The organism is Trinickia sp. LjRoot230 (assembly GCF_964253315.1).
GTDB lineage: Bacteria > Pseudomonadota > Gammaproteobacteria > Burkholderiales > Burkholderiaceae > Trinickia.
Map to the genome: position 1 here is coordinate 2,983,701 of NZ_CAXUQX020000001.1, position 15,885 is coordinate 2,999,585.

At 63.0% G+C, this 15,885-nt stretch carries 15 protein-coding genes; all 15 read right to left on the reverse strand.

Features of this window, described 5'->3' with window-relative positions; all coding sequences use genetic code 11:
- Nucleotides 1–25 precede the first annotated feature (25 nt).
- Nucleotides 26–928: a cysteine synthase CysM gene (cysM, locus tag ACSQ20_RS13540; protein ID WP_436020735.1), complete on the reverse strand. Its 903-nt coding sequence runs from the start codon at nt 926–928 to the stop codon at nt 26–28.
- A 200-nt stretch (nt 929–1,128) separates the two neighbouring features.
- Entirely contained in the window at nt 1,129–1,476 is a 348-nt protein-coding gene (locus tag ACSQ20_RS13545) for a ComEA family DNA-binding protein (RefSeq protein WP_436020737.1), read from the reverse strand.
- A gap of 81 nt (nt 1,477–1,557) precedes the next feature.
- Complete coding sequence (rfaD, locus tag ACSQ20_RS13550; RefSeq protein WP_436020739.1) at nt 1,558–2,550, reverse strand: ADP-glyceromanno-heptose 6-epimerase; 993 nt, start codon at nt 2,548–2,550, stop codon at nt 1,558–1,560.
- Between the two features lie 53 nt (nt 2,551–2,603).
- On the reverse strand, nt 2,604–3,635 hold the full coding sequence (rfaE1, locus tag ACSQ20_RS13555; RefSeq protein WP_436020741.1) for a D-glycero-beta-D-manno-heptose-7-phosphate kinase: 1,032 nt from the start codon (nt 3,633–3,635) through the stop codon (nt 2,604–2,606).
- A complete protein-coding gene (locus ACSQ20_RS13560) occupies nt 3,598–5,004 on the reverse strand; it encodes a UDP-glucose dehydrogenase family protein (RefSeq protein ID WP_436020743.1) in 1,407 nt (468 codons plus the stop codon). Before ACSQ20_RS13560 ends, rfaE1 begins: the two co-directional genes overlap by 38 nt.
- Before the next feature lie 154 nt (nt 5,005–5,158).
- Nucleotides 5,159–6,334: a lipopolysaccharide assembly protein LapB gene (gene lapB / locus ACSQ20_RS13565; RefSeq protein ID WP_436020745.1), complete on the reverse strand. Its 1,176-nt coding sequence runs from the start codon at nt 6,332–6,334 to the stop codon at nt 5,159–5,161.
- Between the two features lie 73 nt (nt 6,335–6,407).
- Nucleotides 6,408–6,701: a LapA family protein gene (locus ACSQ20_RS13570; RefSeq protein WP_436020747.1), complete on the reverse strand. Its 294-nt coding sequence runs from the start codon at nt 6,699–6,701 to the stop codon at nt 6,408–6,410.
- Nucleotides 6,702–6,950: 249 nt separating this feature from the next.
- Nucleotides 6,951–7,280: an integration host factor subunit beta gene (locus ACSQ20_RS13575; RefSeq protein ID WP_436020749.1), complete on the reverse strand. Its 330-nt coding sequence runs from the start codon at nt 7,278–7,280 to the stop codon at nt 6,951–6,953.
- A gap of 21 nt (nt 7,281–7,301) precedes the next feature.
- Nucleotides 7,302–9,014, reverse strand: a complete 1,713-nt coding sequence (gene rpsA / locus ACSQ20_RS13580; RefSeq protein ID WP_436020751.1) for a 30S ribosomal protein S1 — start codon at nt 9,012–9,014, stop codon at nt 7,302–7,304.
- 163 nt (nt 9,015–9,177) lie between these two features.
- A complete protein-coding gene (cmk, locus tag ACSQ20_RS13585) occupies nt 9,178–9,852 on the reverse strand; it encodes a (d)CMP kinase (protein WP_436020753.1) in 675 nt (224 codons plus the stop codon).
- A 15-nt stretch (nt 9,853–9,867) separates the two neighbouring features.
- A complete protein-coding gene (aroA, locus tag ACSQ20_RS13590) occupies nt 9,868–11,196 on the reverse strand; it encodes a 3-phosphoshikimate 1-carboxyvinyltransferase (protein ID WP_436020755.1) in 1,329 nt (442 codons plus the stop codon).
- A 12-nt stretch (nt 11,197–11,208) separates the two neighbouring features.
- On the reverse strand, nt 11,209–12,153 hold the full coding sequence (locus ACSQ20_RS13595) for a prephenate dehydrogenase (RefSeq protein WP_436020757.1): 945 nt from the start codon (nt 12,151–12,153) through the stop codon (nt 11,209–11,211).
- Between the two features lie 80 nt (nt 12,154–12,233).
- The gene (gene hisC, locus ACSQ20_RS13600) at nt 12,234–13,346 is read right to left on the reverse strand and encodes a histidinol-phosphate transaminase (RefSeq protein ID WP_436020759.1); all 1,113 of its coding nucleotides are present in this window, start codon (nt 13,344–13,346) and stop codon (nt 12,234–12,236) included.
- Nucleotides 13,347–13,440: 94 nt separating this feature from the next.
- The gene (pheA, locus tag ACSQ20_RS13605; RefSeq protein WP_436020761.1) at nt 13,441–14,523 is read right to left on the reverse strand and encodes a prephenate dehydratase; all 1,083 of its coding nucleotides are present in this window, start codon (nt 14,521–14,523) and stop codon (nt 13,441–13,443) included.
- A 64-nt stretch (nt 14,524–14,587) separates the two neighbouring features.
- The gene (serC, locus tag ACSQ20_RS13610) at nt 14,588–15,670 is read right to left on the reverse strand and encodes a 3-phosphoserine/phosphohydroxythreonine transaminase (protein WP_436020763.1); all 1,083 of its coding nucleotides are present in this window, start codon (nt 15,668–15,670) and stop codon (nt 14,588–14,590) included.
- Between the last annotated feature and the right edge of the window lie 215 nt (nt 15,671–15,885).

Below are 15,885 nucleotides of genomic sequence, written 5' to 3' on the forward strand. Positions count from 1 at the left end.
GCCATGCTCAGGCCGGAAGCCATGCTCAGGCCGGAAACACACCTGTGGACAGGTAACGGTCGCCGCGATCGCAGACGATGAAGACGATCGTTGCATTCTCGAGTTGCCGGGCAAGGCGCAGCGCCACTTCGCAAGCCCCGCCGGAAGAAATTCCGCCGAAAATGCCCTCGGTCGCCGCAAGACGCCGCGCCATGGCCTCGGCGGCCGATTGCGAGACGTTCTCGATGCGGTCGATTCGGCTGCGATCGAAGATTTTCGGCAAATAGGCCTCGGGCCATTTGCGAATGCCGGGAATTCGCGAGCCTTCCTCCGGCTGTGCACCGACGATCTCGATGGCGCTGTTTTGCTCTTTCAGATAGCGCGAAACGCCCATGATCGTGCCCGTGGTGCCCATCGACGAAACAAAGTGCGTAATGCGCCCTTCCGTGTCGCGCCACAGTTCGGGGCCCGTGCCCTCGTAATGCGCGAGCGGGTTATCAGGATTGGCGAATTGATCGAGGATGACGCCCTTGCCTTCGCGCTGCATCTGTTCGGCCAGATCGCGCGCGTACTCCATCCCGCCCTTGACCGGCGTAAGCACGATCTCCGCACCATAGGCCGCCATGCTTTGGCGCCGCTCAGCCGACAAGTCCTCCGGCATCACGAGCACCATCTTGTAGCCGCGTACGGCGGCCGCCATCGCCAACGCGATGCCGGTGTTGCCGCTGGTCGATTCGATCAGCGTGTCGCCGGGCTTGATGCGGCCGCGCGCTTCGGCGCGCTTGATCATCGACAAGGCCGGGCGGTCCTTGACCGAGCCCGCCGGATTGTTGCCTTCGAGCTTCGCGAGAATGACGTTGTTGCGTCTGCGGATCTCGTCGTCAGGCAAGCGCACGAGCTGCACGAGGGGCGTATTCCCGACCGTGTCTTCGATCGTTTTGTAGGGCATAGGAGTGGCGCGCCAAGGCGCTGTAGCTAAATAAACAGGCGTCAATCGTAGCGATTGTAAAGCACCGCGCTCGGGCGCGTCGGCGCGTACGGGAAACCTGCAAAAAGCCCGCGGCGAAGCCGCGGGAAGCCGTCAACGAATTGACGGGAAGGAGCACTTGCCGAGGCGCCGAGGCGGGTATGCCGGCGCCTTGAGCCGCATCACCGCTTGACAGCCATTGCGGCGGCACGCGCCGGCGAACCTGGAGCCGGGCGTGTCGCTTCGTCGGACATCGCAAAAGAGGAACCCGCTGTGCCGACAGCCAAGCCGTCGGCTTGCAGGCGCTCGACCAAGTGCCCGCCGAGTCCCTTGACGCGCGCACCGAGGTCCGCGACATCCTTGAAGGGGCCGTACATGGCGCGTTCGTCGAGGATCGCGCGCGCTTTCGCGGGCCCGATGCCGTTGAGGCTGCGCAACGCCGCTTCATCAGCAGAATTGACATCGACAGCCGCGGCTGTGTGGCCGCAGACGGCGGCCAACAACGCAGCGGCGAGAAATCGTTTGAACATGGGACCTCCGTTGAACAAGCGGCCGGCTTCGAAAACGGAGCCGAAACGCGAGATCCCAGTGTAGAGAGACGGGCCGGTTGCTTACAGTTGGCCGAACAGCCAACGCACGTAGCGGTCGACACCTTCTTGCACCGTCAGGAACGGCGCGTCGTAGCCCGCGGCGCGCAAGCGCGTCAAATCGGCCTGCGTGAAGCATTGATACTTGCCGCGCAGCGCATCGGGAAATGGAACGTACTCGATCAACCCACGCTGAACCTGCTCGGCCAGCGACAATGGCGGCTGATTGTCCAGTGCACGCAGCGTGTTGACGACGCTCGAAGCGATATCGTTGAATGGTTGCGCGCGGCCCGTGCCGAGATTGAAGATGCCCGATTTCTCCGGGTGATCGAAGAAAAACAAGTTGACCTTGGCCACGTCATCAACAGAGACGAAATCGCGGGTCTGCTCGCCTGCGTGATAACCGAGATACTCGCCAAAGAGCTTGACCTTGCCCACGGCGCGAAACTGATTGAAGTTGTGAAACGCCACGGATGCCATGCGTCCCTTGTGCGATTCGCGCGGACCGTAGACGTTGAAGTAGCGAAAGCCGGCGATCTGGCTCGTTGCCGTCGGCATCACGCGACGAATCAACTGATCGAACAGGAACTTCGAATAGCCGTACACATTGAGCGGCGCCTCGACCTCTCGATCTTCGACGAAGCGCGTCGAGCCACCGTAAATCGCCGCCGACGACGCATAGAGAAACTGCGCCCCCTGCGCGAGGCACGCCTCGAGTACCGCACGGCTATAGCGGAAGTTGTTGTCCATCATGTAGCGGCCGTCGGTTTCCATCGTGTCCGAGCAGGCGCCCTCGTGGAATACCGCACGCACCTTGCCGAACTCGCCGCGCGCAAAGCGTTCGACGAACTCGCGCTTATCGAGATAGTCGTCGATCTCGCAATCGACGAGGTTCTTGAACTTGTCGGCGTGCGTCAGATTGTCGACGGCGATGATGCGCGTCTCGCCGCGCTCGTTGAGCGCCTTGACGAGGTTGCTGCCGATAAAACCAGCCGCGCCGGTAACGATGAGAGTCATAGTCGTGTCGCGATGAAAAGAATGATTCGATCAGTAACGCAAAGCAAAGCGGCTCAATGCGCGGGCGCGAACAGCTCGTCGTAGTCGACGGTTGCCGTCCCGAGCTTGCCGACCACGATGCCAGCCGCACGGTTGGCCAACGCCACCGCGTCGACGAGCGACACGCGTGCACCGAGCATGACCGCAAGCGTCGCAATGACGGTGTCGCCCGCGCCCGATACATCGTAGACCTCGCGCGCAACGGCCGGCGCTGTCCGAACCCCGTCTTGCGCGAACAGCGTCATGCCCTCTTCGGAACGCGTGAGCAACAGCGCTTCGATGTCGAGCGTCGCACGCAGCGCCGACACACGCGCGAGCAAATCGCTTTCGGACTTCCATTGTCCGACCACTTCGCGCAGCTCCGCCCGGTTCGGCGTGATCAGCGTTGCGCCGCGATAGCGCTCCCAGTCGTCGCCCTTCGGATCGACGAGCACCGGTTTGCCGGCCGCGCGCGCTTTCGCAATCATCTGCGTCACATGCGTGAGGCCACCCTTCGCGTAGTCGGAAAGCAACACGACGTCGTGCGAAGCCAACAACGCGTCGAAACGCGCCAGCCCCGCCAGCAACGCCTCATGCGCCGGCATATTCTCGAAATCCATTCGCAGCAGTTGCTGCTGGCGCGAGAGCACACGCAGCTTGATCGTCGTGGACAACTCCGGGTCCCGCTCCAGATGCGGCAGCACGCCGCTATCGTTGAGCAGCTCGACGATTCGCTCACCCGGTTCGTCGCGCCCTACCACGCACAACAGCCCCGCTTGCGCGCCAAGCGCCGCGGCGTTGCGTGCCACATTCGCAGCGCCCCCAAGCCGGTCCTCCTGCCGCTGCACGTGCACGACGGGCACGGGTGCCTCGGGCGAAATGCGGTTGACGTCGCCGAACCAGTAGCGGTCGAGCATCACATCGCCGACCACCAATACGCGGGCGTTGGCAAGCTGTTCGCGCGGCACGGCGGCCGGCACCGGCATCAGCGAGGCCGGCGCGCTCGCCGCACGAGCGGGCTCGCCAAGCTCAGGCGTTCGCATCGGTTGCGGTGTGGTATTGGACATAGGGGCGCCCGATTGCGTGATACGCGATGCCGAGTTCGGCCATCGCTTCAGGTTCGTAAAGGTTGCGCCCGTCGAAAATGACAGGCGCCTTCAGCTCTGACTTCATCTGCGCGAAGTCGGGACTCTTGAATTCCTTCCATTCGGTGAGCACGACAAGCGCATCGGCGCCTGCCAGCGTGTCGTCTTGCGAGGCAACGAAGGAAAGCCGAGCGCGCGCGCCGGGTTGATCAGCAAGGTCGAGCGAGAACACACGGCGTGCCTCATCCAACGCCACCGGATCATACGCGCGAACGGCCGCACCACGCGCGAGCAACGCGGCGATCACGCGGCGACTCGGCGCCTCGCGCATGTCGTCCGTGTTCGGCTTGAAGGACAGCCCCCAAATGGCGAACGTGCGGCCCGTCAAATCCCCGCCGAACACGCTCTCGATTTTGCGCACGAGCACTTCCTTCTGCTCGTCGTTGACCTTCTCCACGGCTTCCAAAATGCGCACACGCTGGCCGTTTTCGTCAGCCGTGCGCACGAGCGCCTGGACGTCTTTTGGAAAGCAAGAGCCGCCGTAGCCCACGCCCGCGTAGAGAAAATGATAGCCAATACGCGGATCGGAGCCGATGCCGCGGCGCACGGCCTCGATATCGGCGCCGACGCGATCGGCCAGATTGGACATTTCGTTCATGAACGAAATACGCGTCGCCAGCATCGCGTTGGCCGCGTATTTCGTGAACTCGGCCGAGCGCACATCCATGTAAAGCGTGCGCTCGTGGTTGCGGTTAAACGGCGCGTAAAGACGCTTCATCTTCTCGCGCGCGAGACGGCCCGCGTCGTCGTCGTCGCTGCCGAGCACGATACGGTCAGGCCGCATGAAATCGTCGACCGCCGCGCCCTCTTTCAAAAACTCGGGATTCGATACCACCGAAAACCGATGCGCCGCACTACCGGCCAAATGCCGCGCCTCGAGCGCTTCGTTCACCACGGCCCGCACGCGTTGAGCCGTTCCCACCGGCACCGTCGATTTGTCGACGATCACCTTGAAACCGTTCATATAGCGGCCGATATTGCGCGCCGCCTCCAGCACGTATTGCAAGTCGGCGGAGCCGTCTTCGTCGGGCGGTGTGCCTACCGCGATGAACTGGATGTCGCCATGCTCGACACTTGCTTTGACGTCGGTCGAAAATCTGATGCGTCCGTGAGCGCGTGTACGCGCGATGATCTCGCGCAACCCCGGTTCGTGAATCGGCACGCCGCCGCTGTTCAGAATGTCGATCTTGCGGGCATCGACGTCGAGACAAAAAACGTCGTTGCCTATTTCGGCGAGGCACGCGCCCGTGACAAGGCCAACGTAGCCCGTGCCGATGATGGTGATTTTCATGCGCGTTCCGTTAGTAAGTGCCGAGTGAGTGCGTAATGCCACCCAGGCGCCGGCTTCCAGCCAGCACGCGACGGATGACGACAAGTAGCTGCCTGCCCGCTAGCCGCGTGTTCGGAAATTTCGATCGATCGTTTGGACATCGCCAAAGCCCGCGTTACTGCGGCGTCACGATCGGTTCGACGCGACGCGGTGCATAGGTTTCCCAGCCGCTGCAGCCAGGGCATTGCCAATAAAAGAGGCGCGCCCGGAAACCACAGCTCTGGCACGTGTAGCGCGGCAGATTCTTGGTGCGCTGCTTGACGAGCGTCCGAATCAACTCGAGCTCGCCGCGCCGCGGCTCCTCGGCCGTCGCCATTTGCGCTTCGATCAGACGCGTCATCCCGGCAAGGTTCGGCGCAGCCTGCATCTGTGTGCGTGCGAGCGCATGCGCCGTCTCGGCGCCACGCAGCTCGGCCACGTACGGATAAACGATATCGAGCAGATCGCTGGAGCCATAGCGCTCCACATAGCTCGTCAGCAACGTCGCGCCCTCCTCGGCTCGCTCCAGTGCCTGATATGCCTTCATCAGCTTTTCGGCGACCAGCGGCAAGTAGGACGGATTTTGCGCCTCCACGCGACGCCAAGCCGAGATGGCGGCCTCGTGCTGGCCGGCTGCCGCAGCCACGTCACCCGCGAGAATCGTCGCGCGCACGTTTTGCTCGTTGGCTTTGAGCGCCAATGCCAGTTCGTCGGCCGCCTCAGCCGGATTCTTGCGGCCGAGCGCGTCTTGCGCGAGTTCGCAATGAAACTGCGCGATCTCTTTGGCCAGCGGCGGCACGCCCATCGTCTCGAGCTTTTCGGCCACCTGAATGGCCTTCGGCCAATCTTTCTCGATCTCATAGATCGTGAGCAGCGCGCGCTGCGCGCCGATCGCATGCTCGCCGCTATCCAGACGCGCGAGCGTCTCTTCCGCGCGATCGAGCAACCCCGCCTTTAGAAAATCCTGCCCGAGTTCGAACAGCGCATGGTCCCGCTCGCGCTCGGGCAAATCGGCGCGGCTCAGCAGGTTTTGATGAATACGGATGGCGCGGTCGGTCTCGCCGCGCCGGCGAAACAGATTGCCAAGCGCGAAATGCAGTTCGACCGTCTCCGGGTCCAGCTTGACGACTTCGATAAAGGCATCGATGGCCTGATCAGGCTGCTCGTTCAACAGAAAATTGAGGCCGCGAAAATACGACCGCGGCAAGTTCGCGCTCTCGGAAAGCAGCGTCTTCAAGTCGTAGCGTGCCGCAATCCAGCCGAGCGCGAACGCCACGGGGACAATCAGCAACCACCAGAAATCGAGATCCATGCGAAGGTCGGCGATGCGAGAAAAAATGCGTATTGGGTGCTTGCGTTGAAAGTCGAGCGCTAAACGTCAAACGTCAAACGACAGGCGGCAGCGGCGGCTCGCTTGCGGCGGGCAGCGTGTCGCGCGCGGCACGCAACTCGCGCTTGAGGCGGCCGTTTTCGAACTTCATCCGAACCATCGCTGGAACCGCCGACACGAGCCCCGCCACCAAGCCCACGCCGAAAAACGCGAGCCCGATCAGAATCAGCGGCGCCTGCCAGGCATAGCCTGCCAGGAAGTTCAGCGTGGCACCTTGTGTGTTGGCCAAGGCAAGCACGAGCAGCAGCACGAAGACGAGCGCACGAACCAACCAGACGATCAATTTCATAAAGGCTCTCTCTCGAGTCGAGTGGGGCTGCAAAGTGCCCGTATTGTAAAGGAAAGCTCCACTCGCCCGGTACAGGCGGCAGCGCGAGCTGTCGATCACGCGTTGGCATCTCGAAGCACGGCTCACTCACCATAAAAAAAGCGCCCGAAGGCGCTTTTCGATTGCTTTGCCGGACGGCTGCCGGCGACCGGAGCCGCCCGCACCCACCCGCCCACGCGTATCGCGCGAGAACCGGCACGGTGTTCAGCGCTAGAGGACGTCGCCCTCATCGCTTTCGTCGACTTTCAGCGGTTCACCCGCACGGCGATCGACCCGCTCGCGCAATTCCTTGCCAGGCTTGAAATGCGGCACGTGCTTTTCGGGCACCAGCACCTTCTCGCCAGACTTGGGATTACGCCCCACACGGGAGGGACGCCGGTTCAGGCCAAAGCTGCCGAAACCTCGAATTTCGATGCGATGGCCTTTGGCTAGCGCCTCCGACATCGCATCGAGCATCGTCTTCACCGCGAAATCCGCATCTTTGAGAACAAGTTGCGGAAATCGCGCTGCCAGTTGGGCGACCAATTCCGATTTGGTCATGCTGCGGCAAACCTCTCAGGCTTATTGATTCTGGCCGTCGAGCTTGGCTTTGAGCAGAGCACCGAGGTTCGTCGTTCCCGACGCCGCGGAGTTCGTATCGGCAGCCAGGCCACGCATGGCTTCTTGCTGCTCAGCCGAGTCCTTCGCCTTGATCGACAAGTTGATGCCACGCGACTTGCGATCGATGTTGATGATCATCGCGTTGACCTTGTCGCCTTCCTTGAGCACGTTGCGCGCATCTTCGACGCGATCTTGTGCGATTTCCGAAGCACGCAGGTAGCCTTCGACTTCGGTCGACAGCGCGATCACCGCACCCTTGGCGTCCACCGTCTTGACCGTGCCGTCGACAATCGCGCCCTTGTCGTTCATCGCAACGAAGTTGTTGAACGGATCGCCTTCGAGTTGCTTGATGCCAAGCGAAATGCGTTCTTTCTCGACGTCGATGCCGAGCACGACCGCTTCCACTTCGTCGCCCTTCTTGTACTTGCGAACCGCTTCTTCGCCCGTCTCGGTCCACGACAAGTCCGACAAGTGGACCAGACCGTCGATGCCGCCCGGCAAGCCGATGAAGACGCCGAAATCGGTAATCGACTTGATCCCACCGCTGATCTTGTCGCCCTTCTTGAAGTTACGGCTGAAGTCGTCCCACGGATTCGGCTTGCACTGCTTCATGCCGAGGCTGATACGACGGCGGTCTTCGTCGATCTCGAGCACCATGACTTCGACTTCGTCGCCGAGCTGAACCACCTTCGACGGCGCAACGTTCTTGTTGGTCCAGTCCATTTCCGAGACGTGGACGAGGCCTTCGATACCCGACTCGACTTCGACGAATGCGCCGTAGTCAGTGATGTTCGTGACCTTGCCGAAAAGACGCGTGCCCGACGGGTAACGGCGCGAAATGCCTTCCCACGGGTCGTCACCCAATTGCTTGATGCCGAGCGAAACGCGGTTCTTCTCTTGGTCGAACTTGAGGATCTTCGCGGTAACTTCCTGGCCGACCGACAATACTTCGCTCGGATGACGCACGCGGCGCCATGCGATGTCGGTGATATGCAGCAGGCCGTCGATGCCGCCCAGATCCACGAATGCACCGTAGTCGGTGATGTTCTTGACCACGCCGTTGACGATCGCGCCCTCTTTGAGCGTCTCGAGCAGCTTCGCGCGCTCTTCGCCTTGCGTCGCTTCGATCACCGCGCGGCGCGACAGCACCACGTTGTTGCGCTTGCGATCAAGCTTGATGACGCGGAATTCGAGGGTTTTGCCTTCGTACGGGGTCGTGTCCTTGACCGGGCGCGTGTCGACGAGCGAGCCGGGCAGGAACGCGCGGATGCCGTTGACCATGACCGTCATGCCGCCCTTGACCTTGCCGGTGATCGTGCCGGTCACGAGTTCGTTGTTGTCGAGCGCTTTTTCCAGCGACAGCCACGAAGCGAGACGCTTCGCCTTGTCGCGCGACAGGATGGTATCGCCATAGCCGTTTTCGAGCGCGTCGATCGCGACCGAAACGAAGTCGCCCGCCTGCACTTCTACCTCGCCCGCGTCGTTCAGAAATTCTTCGAGCGGAATATAGGCTTCGGACTTGAGACCCGCGTTCACGACCACGAAGTTGTGGTCGACGCGCACGACTTCGGCGGAGATCACTTCGCCCGCGCGCATGTCTTGCTTGGTCAGCGACTCTTCGAACAGAGCCGCGAAAGATTCGGTATTCGGGTTGGAGGTTTGCAGGTCGGACATAAAAATGGTGTTGGCATGAATTCGCACTGCCTGTGCAGCCTTTTCTCAAAGACCGTCACGCTGCGGCACGGCGAAGCTCACACGGGGTTAAGGGTTGGAACAACGTCTCGCGCCGCCGCGGCCCTCGTTACCTAGGTGAGCCGGCATGCACGCGAAACACCTGCTACAGCGCCCGGTACCACTGCACGACTTGGCCGACCGCTTGGTCGACCGAGAGCGCCGAAGTATCGAGCAGCTTCGCATCTGCTGCGGGCTTGAGCGGCGCGGCCGCGCGGTTGGCATCGCGCGCATCGCGCTCACGCAAATCCCGGAGCAAGTCATCTATATTAGCAGAAAACCCTTTTTGGATCAATTGCTTATGCCGGCGCGCGGCGCGCGCCTCCACACTTGCCGTCAGAAAGACCTTGAGCACCGCGTCGGGAAAGATGACGGTGCCCATGTCGCGGCCATCGGCGACGAGACCCGGCTCCTTGCGAAAGGCGCGCTGACGCGCCACCAGCGCGGCACGCACGGGCTGATGCACGGCGATCGCCGATGCTCGGTTACCGATTTCCTCGGCTCGAATGTCGTTCGAGACATCGACGCCGTCGAGTTGCGCGCAGCCCTCGCGAAACGTGATGTGCAAGCCGTCGACGAGTGCCGCCAGCGCTTCGGGCATCTCGGGCGACACGTTGTAGCGCACGCTCGCAAGCGCCGCGAGCCGGTAAAGCGCGCCGCTGTCGAGCAGGTGAAAGCCGAGCTGCGCCGCGACGAGTGCGGCGACCGTCCCCTTGCCCGAAGCGGTAGGCCCGTCGATCGCAATGACTGGGGTCTGGTGAAAGGGACGTGTCGGTTTCATCTATCGATCTATCAATTAGCGAGCAACGAGCGTCTTGAAACGATCGAAGTAATCAGGAAAGGTCTTGGCGACGCATTTTGGATCGTTGATGCGCACCGGCACGCCGAGCAAGCTCGCGAGCGAGAAGCACATCGCCATGCGGTGATCGTCGTAGGTGTCGATGGCGGCATTCGGCACCAATTGGGCAGCCGCCCCGCGCACCCCGGGAGGCGTCAGCGCCAGCCAGTCCGGCCCCTCTTCCACCGTCGCGCCGAGTTTGCGTAATTCGGTCGCCATGGCGGCGATGCGGTCGGTTTCCTTCACGCGCCAACTGCCGATATTCGTCAGGCGCGTCGTGCCATCGGCGGCGAGCGCAGCCACCGCGATCGTCATCGCCGCATCGGGAATCAGATTGCAATCCATTTCGATCGCTTCCAGCCGGCCGTGGTCGTGGCCAATGCCGCGCACTTCGATCCAGTCCTCGCCCATCGCCACGTTCGCGCCCATACGGCCCAGCGCCTCCGCAAACGCGACGTCGCCCTGAATGCTCGCGCGGCCGACGCCCTCGACACGCACCGGCCCGCCGCCCAACGCGCCCGCGGCGAGAAAGTAGGAGGCCGAGGACGCATCGCCTTCGACCCTGATCGAGCCCGGCGATTGGTAGCGCGCGCCGGCCGGCACCGTGAAGCGCTGCCAGCCTTCGTCTTCGCGTTCGACCATCACGCCGAAGCGCGCCATCAACCGAATCGTTATCTCGATATAGGGCTTCGAGATCAGTTCGCCGTCGACTTCGATCACGGTCGTCCCGCTTTGCGTGCGCACGAGCGGCAGCGCCATCAGCAGCGCGGTCAGAAACTGGCTGGAAACGTCGCCGCGCACGCGAATCGGCGCGTCCACGGCCAGCGTGCCGGGCCGGATTCTGAGCGGCGGATAGCCTTCGTTCGCTTCGTAATCGATGCGCGCGCCGATTTGGCGCAGCCCGTCGACGAGGTCGCCGATCGGCCGCTCATGCATGCGCGGCACGCCATGCACGCGGTAGTTGCCGCCGTTGACGGCCAGGGCCGCCGTGAGCGGGCGCACCGCTGTGCCGGCGTTGCCGAGGAAAAGATCGGCGGTCTTGGCCGTAAATGCGCCGCGCGTGCCCGAAACAATGCAGCGCTCGCCATCGCGCGCCACTTTCACGCCGAGCGCGGCGAGCGCATCGAGCATCACGCGCGTATCGTCCGAATCGAGCAGATTCGAAATCGCGGTATCGCCTTCGGCCAGCGCCGCAAGCAGCAGCACGCGGTTGGAGATGCTCTTCGAGCCGGGCAGACGGATCGTGCCCTGCGCGTGACCATAGGGTCCGAGGTCGAGATAGTCCATATCGGTTCCTGTTTATTCCGGGGCGAGGTCGCCAGGCACGCGCGGCGCGACGCCATTTGCCCCCCGCTCCTGCCATTCGGTACGCGCCTCGCGCGAGCGGGCAAACACCGCTTCGATCGTCGCGCCGTCGCCCGCCACGATCGCCGCGCGCAAGCGCGCGAGCACGCCCGTATAGGCGTCCAGTTCGTCGACGAGCGCGCCGCGGTTCGCCAAGCAGACATCGCGCCACATTTCAGGGCTCGACGCCGCGATGCGCGTGAAGTCGCGAAAGCCGCCCGCCGCGAACGAAAACTTGAGCGCAGCATCGGCCTCGCTGACGATCTGCTCGACCAGCGCAAACGAAAGCAGATGCGGCAAATGACTGACCGACGCGAGCACGCGGTCGTGTTGTTCGGCGTCCATCGTGCGCACGTCGGCGCCGGCTGCGCGCCACAACGCCTCGATCCGCGCGACGTGCTCCGGCCGATTCTCCGGCAGCGGGCACAGGACGACGTTGCGCCCGACGTAGAGATCGGGCAGCGCGGCTTCGACGCCGCTCGACTCGCGGCCCGCAATCGGGTGGCCCGGCACGAACTGCGACACACGTGCGCCCAGCGCGGCCCGGGCAGCAGCGACGACGTCGCCCTTCGTGCTGCCCGCGTCCGTGACAAGCGTCGCTTCGCCGAGAAACGGCTCGATTCGCGCAAGCAACGCCGCGGTTTGCGCAACCGGTGCGGCGATCAGCACGAGATCGGCGCCGGCTAACGCGTGCGCGAGTTGCCGATCGTCATCGAGCGCGGCCACCTCGTCGACGACGCCCAGCGCAAGCGCACGTTCGGCCGAAGCAATCGAACGGCTGACGCCGACGATCACACCGCCGCGCCGCGCGCCGCCGCGCTCGCGTAACGCACGCGCGAGCGAGCCGCCGATGAGGCCCACGCCGAAGATCACCAGCCGGTCAAAAGAGAACGTGTCCACGACGGTCTTGAAAAAAAGTGAAGCGTAAAAAGCACGGCAGGCGACGAGCGCGCTAAAAGCGTGTGCCAACTGCGAACGAATCAAACCGTCGCGAGCGTCTTCTCGAGCGCGGCGACGAACGCCTCGTTTTCCTCCGGCAAGCCGATCGTCACGCGCAGCCACTGCGGCAACCCATAATTGCCCACCGGCCGCACGATGATGCCGGCCTTGAGCAACGCGAGATTCACGCGCGCACCTGCGGCATCGTCATCGCCGACGCGCACGAGCACGAAGTTGCCATACGAGGGCACGTACTCGAGGCCGAGCTTGTCGAACGCTTGCGTGAGCTGCCGATAACCGGCCGCGTTGAGCGCCGCGCTCTTTTCGAGAAACGCCGTATCGCCCAGCGCCGCGATCGCCGCGGCCTGTGCGATCGTATTGACGTTGAACGGCTGACGCAACCGGTTGACGAGATCGATCAGCGCCGGCTGCGCGATGGCAAGGCCGATGCGCAACCCGGCCAAGCCGTACGCCTTCGAAAACGTGCGCGAGACAAGCAGGTTCGGATAGCGACGCACCCAACCGATCGAGTCGTAGCGCCGCGCTGCCGGCAGATATTCGGTGTACGCCTCGTCGAGCACGACCACCACATTTTTCGGTGCACGCTCGAGAAACGCCTCGAGCGCGGCGCCGTCGACAAACGTGCCGGTCGGGTTGTTCGGATTGGCGATAAAAACCAGCCGCGTATCGGGTTCGATCGCCTGCAGCATCGCTTCGAGATCGTGACCGTATTTCACGGCCGGCACGACGATCGCGCGAGCGCCGAGCCCCTGCGTCGCGAGCGCGTAAACGGCGAACGAGTATTGCGAATAGACAATCGACTGACCTTTTTCGACGAACGCGTGCGCGGCAAGCTCGAGAATATCGTTGCTGCCGTTGCCGAACGTGATCCACTCGGCCGGCACGCCATAGCGGGCGCTGATCGCAGCCTTGAGTTCGAACGCGTTGGAATCCGGGTACCGGCCCAGGTCGGCCACGACTTTCGCCATTGCCGTCTTGGCCGACTCGGGCATACCCAACGGGTTCTCGTTAGACGCAAGCTTCACAATGCTCGCTTCGTCGAGCCCGAACTCGCGCGCCACTTCGGAAATAGGCTTGCCCGCGATATAGGGGGCAATTTCGCGTACGTAGAAAGGGCCGTATTGCATGGTCATCAGTATCTCCTGAGCGGGCGGTGCGTAAATGCGCGAAGGCGGGCGGCTCTGCGCACGGAAAGCAGAACAACAAAAGGGGCCGAGTGACGCAGCATCAACGTGCGCGCGGGTAGGACCCGAGAATCTTCAAGAACGCGGCCTTCTTGCCGAGTTCCGCGAGCGCCGCCGCGACCGGTTCGGCTTCCCGATGCCCTTCGAGATCGATGTAAAAGTAGTACTCCCACGTCCCGACGCGGGCCGGCCGCGATTCGAAGCGCGTCAGCGATACGCCATGCCGCGCGAGCGGCTCGAGTAGCTTGACCATCGCGCCCGGCTCGTTTTTCACCGAGACGATCAACGACGTCTGATCATGCCCGCTCGGGCTTGCCGGCGCGCGGCCGATCATCACGAAGCGCGTGCGGTTGTGCGGATCGTCTTGAATCAGCGCGTAGGCGAGCCGCAGCCCGTAATGCGCTGCCGCGCGATCGCCGGCGATTGCGGCAACGGTCGCGTCGGCAGCCGCGATGCGCGCGGCCTCGGCATTACTCGACACGGCCTGCCGCTCGACATTGGGCAAGTGCGTGGCAAGCCAGCGCTGACATTGCGCTAGCGCTTGGGCGTGCGCGTAGACGCGCGTGATGCCCGTCACCGAGCCGCTTTGCGTCAGCAGATTGTGATGAATCGGCAGCGCGATCTCTCCACCGATCAAAAGCCGTGTTTGCAGCAGCAAATCGAGCGTGCGCGAAACGGCGCCCTCGCTCGAGTTCTCCACAGGAACGACACCGAACTCGGCCGCCCCCGCCTCGACGGCCCGAAACACTTCGTCGATCGACAAGCACGGCAGCCCTTCGATGGAGTGACCGAAGTACTCGTGCACCGCTTCTTCGCTATAGGTGCCGACAGGCCCGAGAAAAGCGGCTGTGGTCGGCCGCTCGAGCGAGCGGCTCGCGGCCATGATCTCGCGCCAGATCGCGCTGATATGTTCGTCGACGAGCGGGCCTGCACTCATCTCCTGCAGCCGCGTGATGACCTGCTGTTCGCGCTCGGGGCGAAACACCGGCGCGTTGTAGTGCTTCTTCACCTCGCCTACTTCGAGCGCCACTGCCGCGCGCTGATTGAGCAGCGAGATCAGTTGCGCGTCGATCGCGTCGATGCGGTCGCGAAGCGGCTTCAATCTTGAATTGAGTTCGTCGTCCATGCGTAAAAAACTGCCGTATCGAAAGTCGACGCGCCGACACCGGCAGCGCGCCCGATCTCGCGCATCATGCGCGGTACTGTTCGAATTCCTTCATATACTCGACGAGCGCTTGGACGCCTTCGAGCGGCACCGCGTTGTAGATGGACGCCCGCATGCCGCCGACGGACTTGTGGCCCTTTAGCTGCGTCAGCCCCCGCGCTTTCGCGCCGGCCAGGAAATCTTCATTGCGCGACTCGTCGGCGAGGAAAAACGGTACGTTCATTCTCGAGCGCGAGCCGGGCTCCACTTTGTTGAGATAAAAGCTGCTCGCATCGATGGTCTCGTAAAGCAGTTTCGATTTCGCGACGTTGCGCGCCTCGATCGCCCTGACACCGCCTTGGCGCTTGAGCCATTTGAACACGAGCCCCGCGACATAGATGGCATACGTGGGCGGCGTGTTGTACATCGAATTATTCTCGGCGACGGTTTTCCATTCGAATGCCGACGGGCAAATCGGCAATGAGCGGTCGAGCAAATCCTCGCGCACCACGACAAGCGTCACGCCCGACATCCCGATGTTCTTTTGCGCGCCGCCGTACATGACGCCAAATTTGGCGACGTCGAGCGGGCGCGACAGCACGTGTGACGAAACATCGGCAACGAGCGGGATATCGCCGAGCTCGGGAATATCGAACGTCTCGACGCCGTGGATCGTCTCGTTCGTGCACAGATGCACATAAGCCGGGTCGTCGGAAAGTTGCCACTCGCTGCGCCGCGGCGCGCGCGTGTAGCCAAGCGGTGTCTCGCCGCTGGCGGCCAGATGCGGTACGCAGTACTTGGCCGCTTCCTTGAACGACTTTTGCGACCACGAGCCGGTGATCACGTAATCGGCCGTCTTGCGCGAGCCAAGCAGGTTCATCGGCACAATCGCGTTTTCGGCCAGACCGCCGCCTTGCAAAAAGAGGATACGGTGGCTCGCCGGCACTTCGAGCAGTTCGCGCAAATCGAGCAGCGCCTCTTCGTGGATCGACATGAATTCGCGCCCGCGATGGCTCATTTCCATCACGCCCATGCCGCTGCCATGCCAATCGAGCATTTCCTCGGCCGCCTGACGCAACACTTCCTCGGGCAAAGCCGCGGGACCGGCAGCGAAGTTGAAGACGCGCATGATGAAAACCCCCGGGGAGAAAAAGACTGCGACGCGGCGGCAAAAAATATTCTGTTCAAGCCATATGGCTCAAAAATAAATAATGGCCGTTCACGCGTCCTGCGCAAACGACCATTATCGCACCGTCGCCGAAAAGCCGCCAATGCGCGCCGGATCAACTCGGCGCCGCGGGCGCTCGGCGAAGGGAAGACCGACGGCGCAAGCCGGCGGCTAAA

Bases quoted from the DNA above. Each gene is read 5' to 3' on its own strand.
- cysM (WP_436020735.1), bottom strand. From the start codon at position 928: ATGCCCTACAAAACGATCGAAGACACGGTCGGGAATACGCCCCTCGTG.
- ACSQ20_RS13545 (WP_436020737.1), bottom strand. From the start codon at position 1,476: ATGTTCAAACGATTTCTCGCCGCTGCGTTGTTGGCCGCCGTCTGCGGC.
- rfaD (WP_436020739.1), bottom strand. From the start codon at position 2,550: ATGACTCTCATCGTTACCGGCGCGGCTGGTTTTATCGGCAGCAACCTC.
- rfaE1 (WP_436020741.1), bottom strand. From the start codon at position 3,635: ATGTCCAATACCACACCGCAACCGATGCGAACGCCTGAGCTTGGCGAG.
- ACSQ20_RS13560 (WP_436020743.1), bottom strand. From the start codon at position 5,004: ATGAAAATCACCATCATCGGCACGGGCTACGTTGGCCTTGTCACGGGC.
- lapB (WP_436020745.1), bottom strand. From the start codon at position 6,334: ATGGATCTCGATTTCTGGTGGTTGCTGATTGTCCCCGTGGCGTTCGCG.
- ACSQ20_RS13570 (WP_436020747.1), bottom strand. From the start codon at position 6,701: ATGAAATTGATCGTCTGGTTGGTTCGTGCGCTCGTCTTCGTGCTGCTG.
- ACSQ20_RS13575 (WP_436020749.1), bottom strand. From the start codon at position 7,280: ATGACCAAATCGGAATTGGTCGCCCAACTGGCAGCGCGATTTCCGCAA.
- rpsA (WP_436020751.1), bottom strand. From the start codon at position 9,014: ATGTCCGACCTGCAAACCTCCAACCCGAATACCGAATCTTTCGCGGCT.
- cmk (WP_436020753.1), bottom strand. From the start codon at position 9,852: ATGAAACCGACACGTCCCTTTCACCAGACCCCAGTCATTGCGATCGAC.
- aroA (WP_436020755.1), bottom strand. From the start codon at position 11,196: ATGGACTATCTCGACCTCGGACCCTATGGTCACGCGCAGGGCACGATC.
- hisC (WP_436020759.1), bottom strand. From the start codon at position 13,346: ATGACCATGCAATACGGCCCTTTCTACGTACGCGAAATTGCCCCCTAT.
- pheA (WP_436020761.1), bottom strand. From the start codon at position 14,523: ATGGACGACGAACTCAATTCAAGATTGAAGCCGCTTCGCGACCGCATC.
- serC (WP_436020763.1), bottom strand. From the start codon at position 15,670: ATGCGCGTCTTCAACTTCGCTGCCGGTCCCGCGGCTTTGCCCGAGGAA.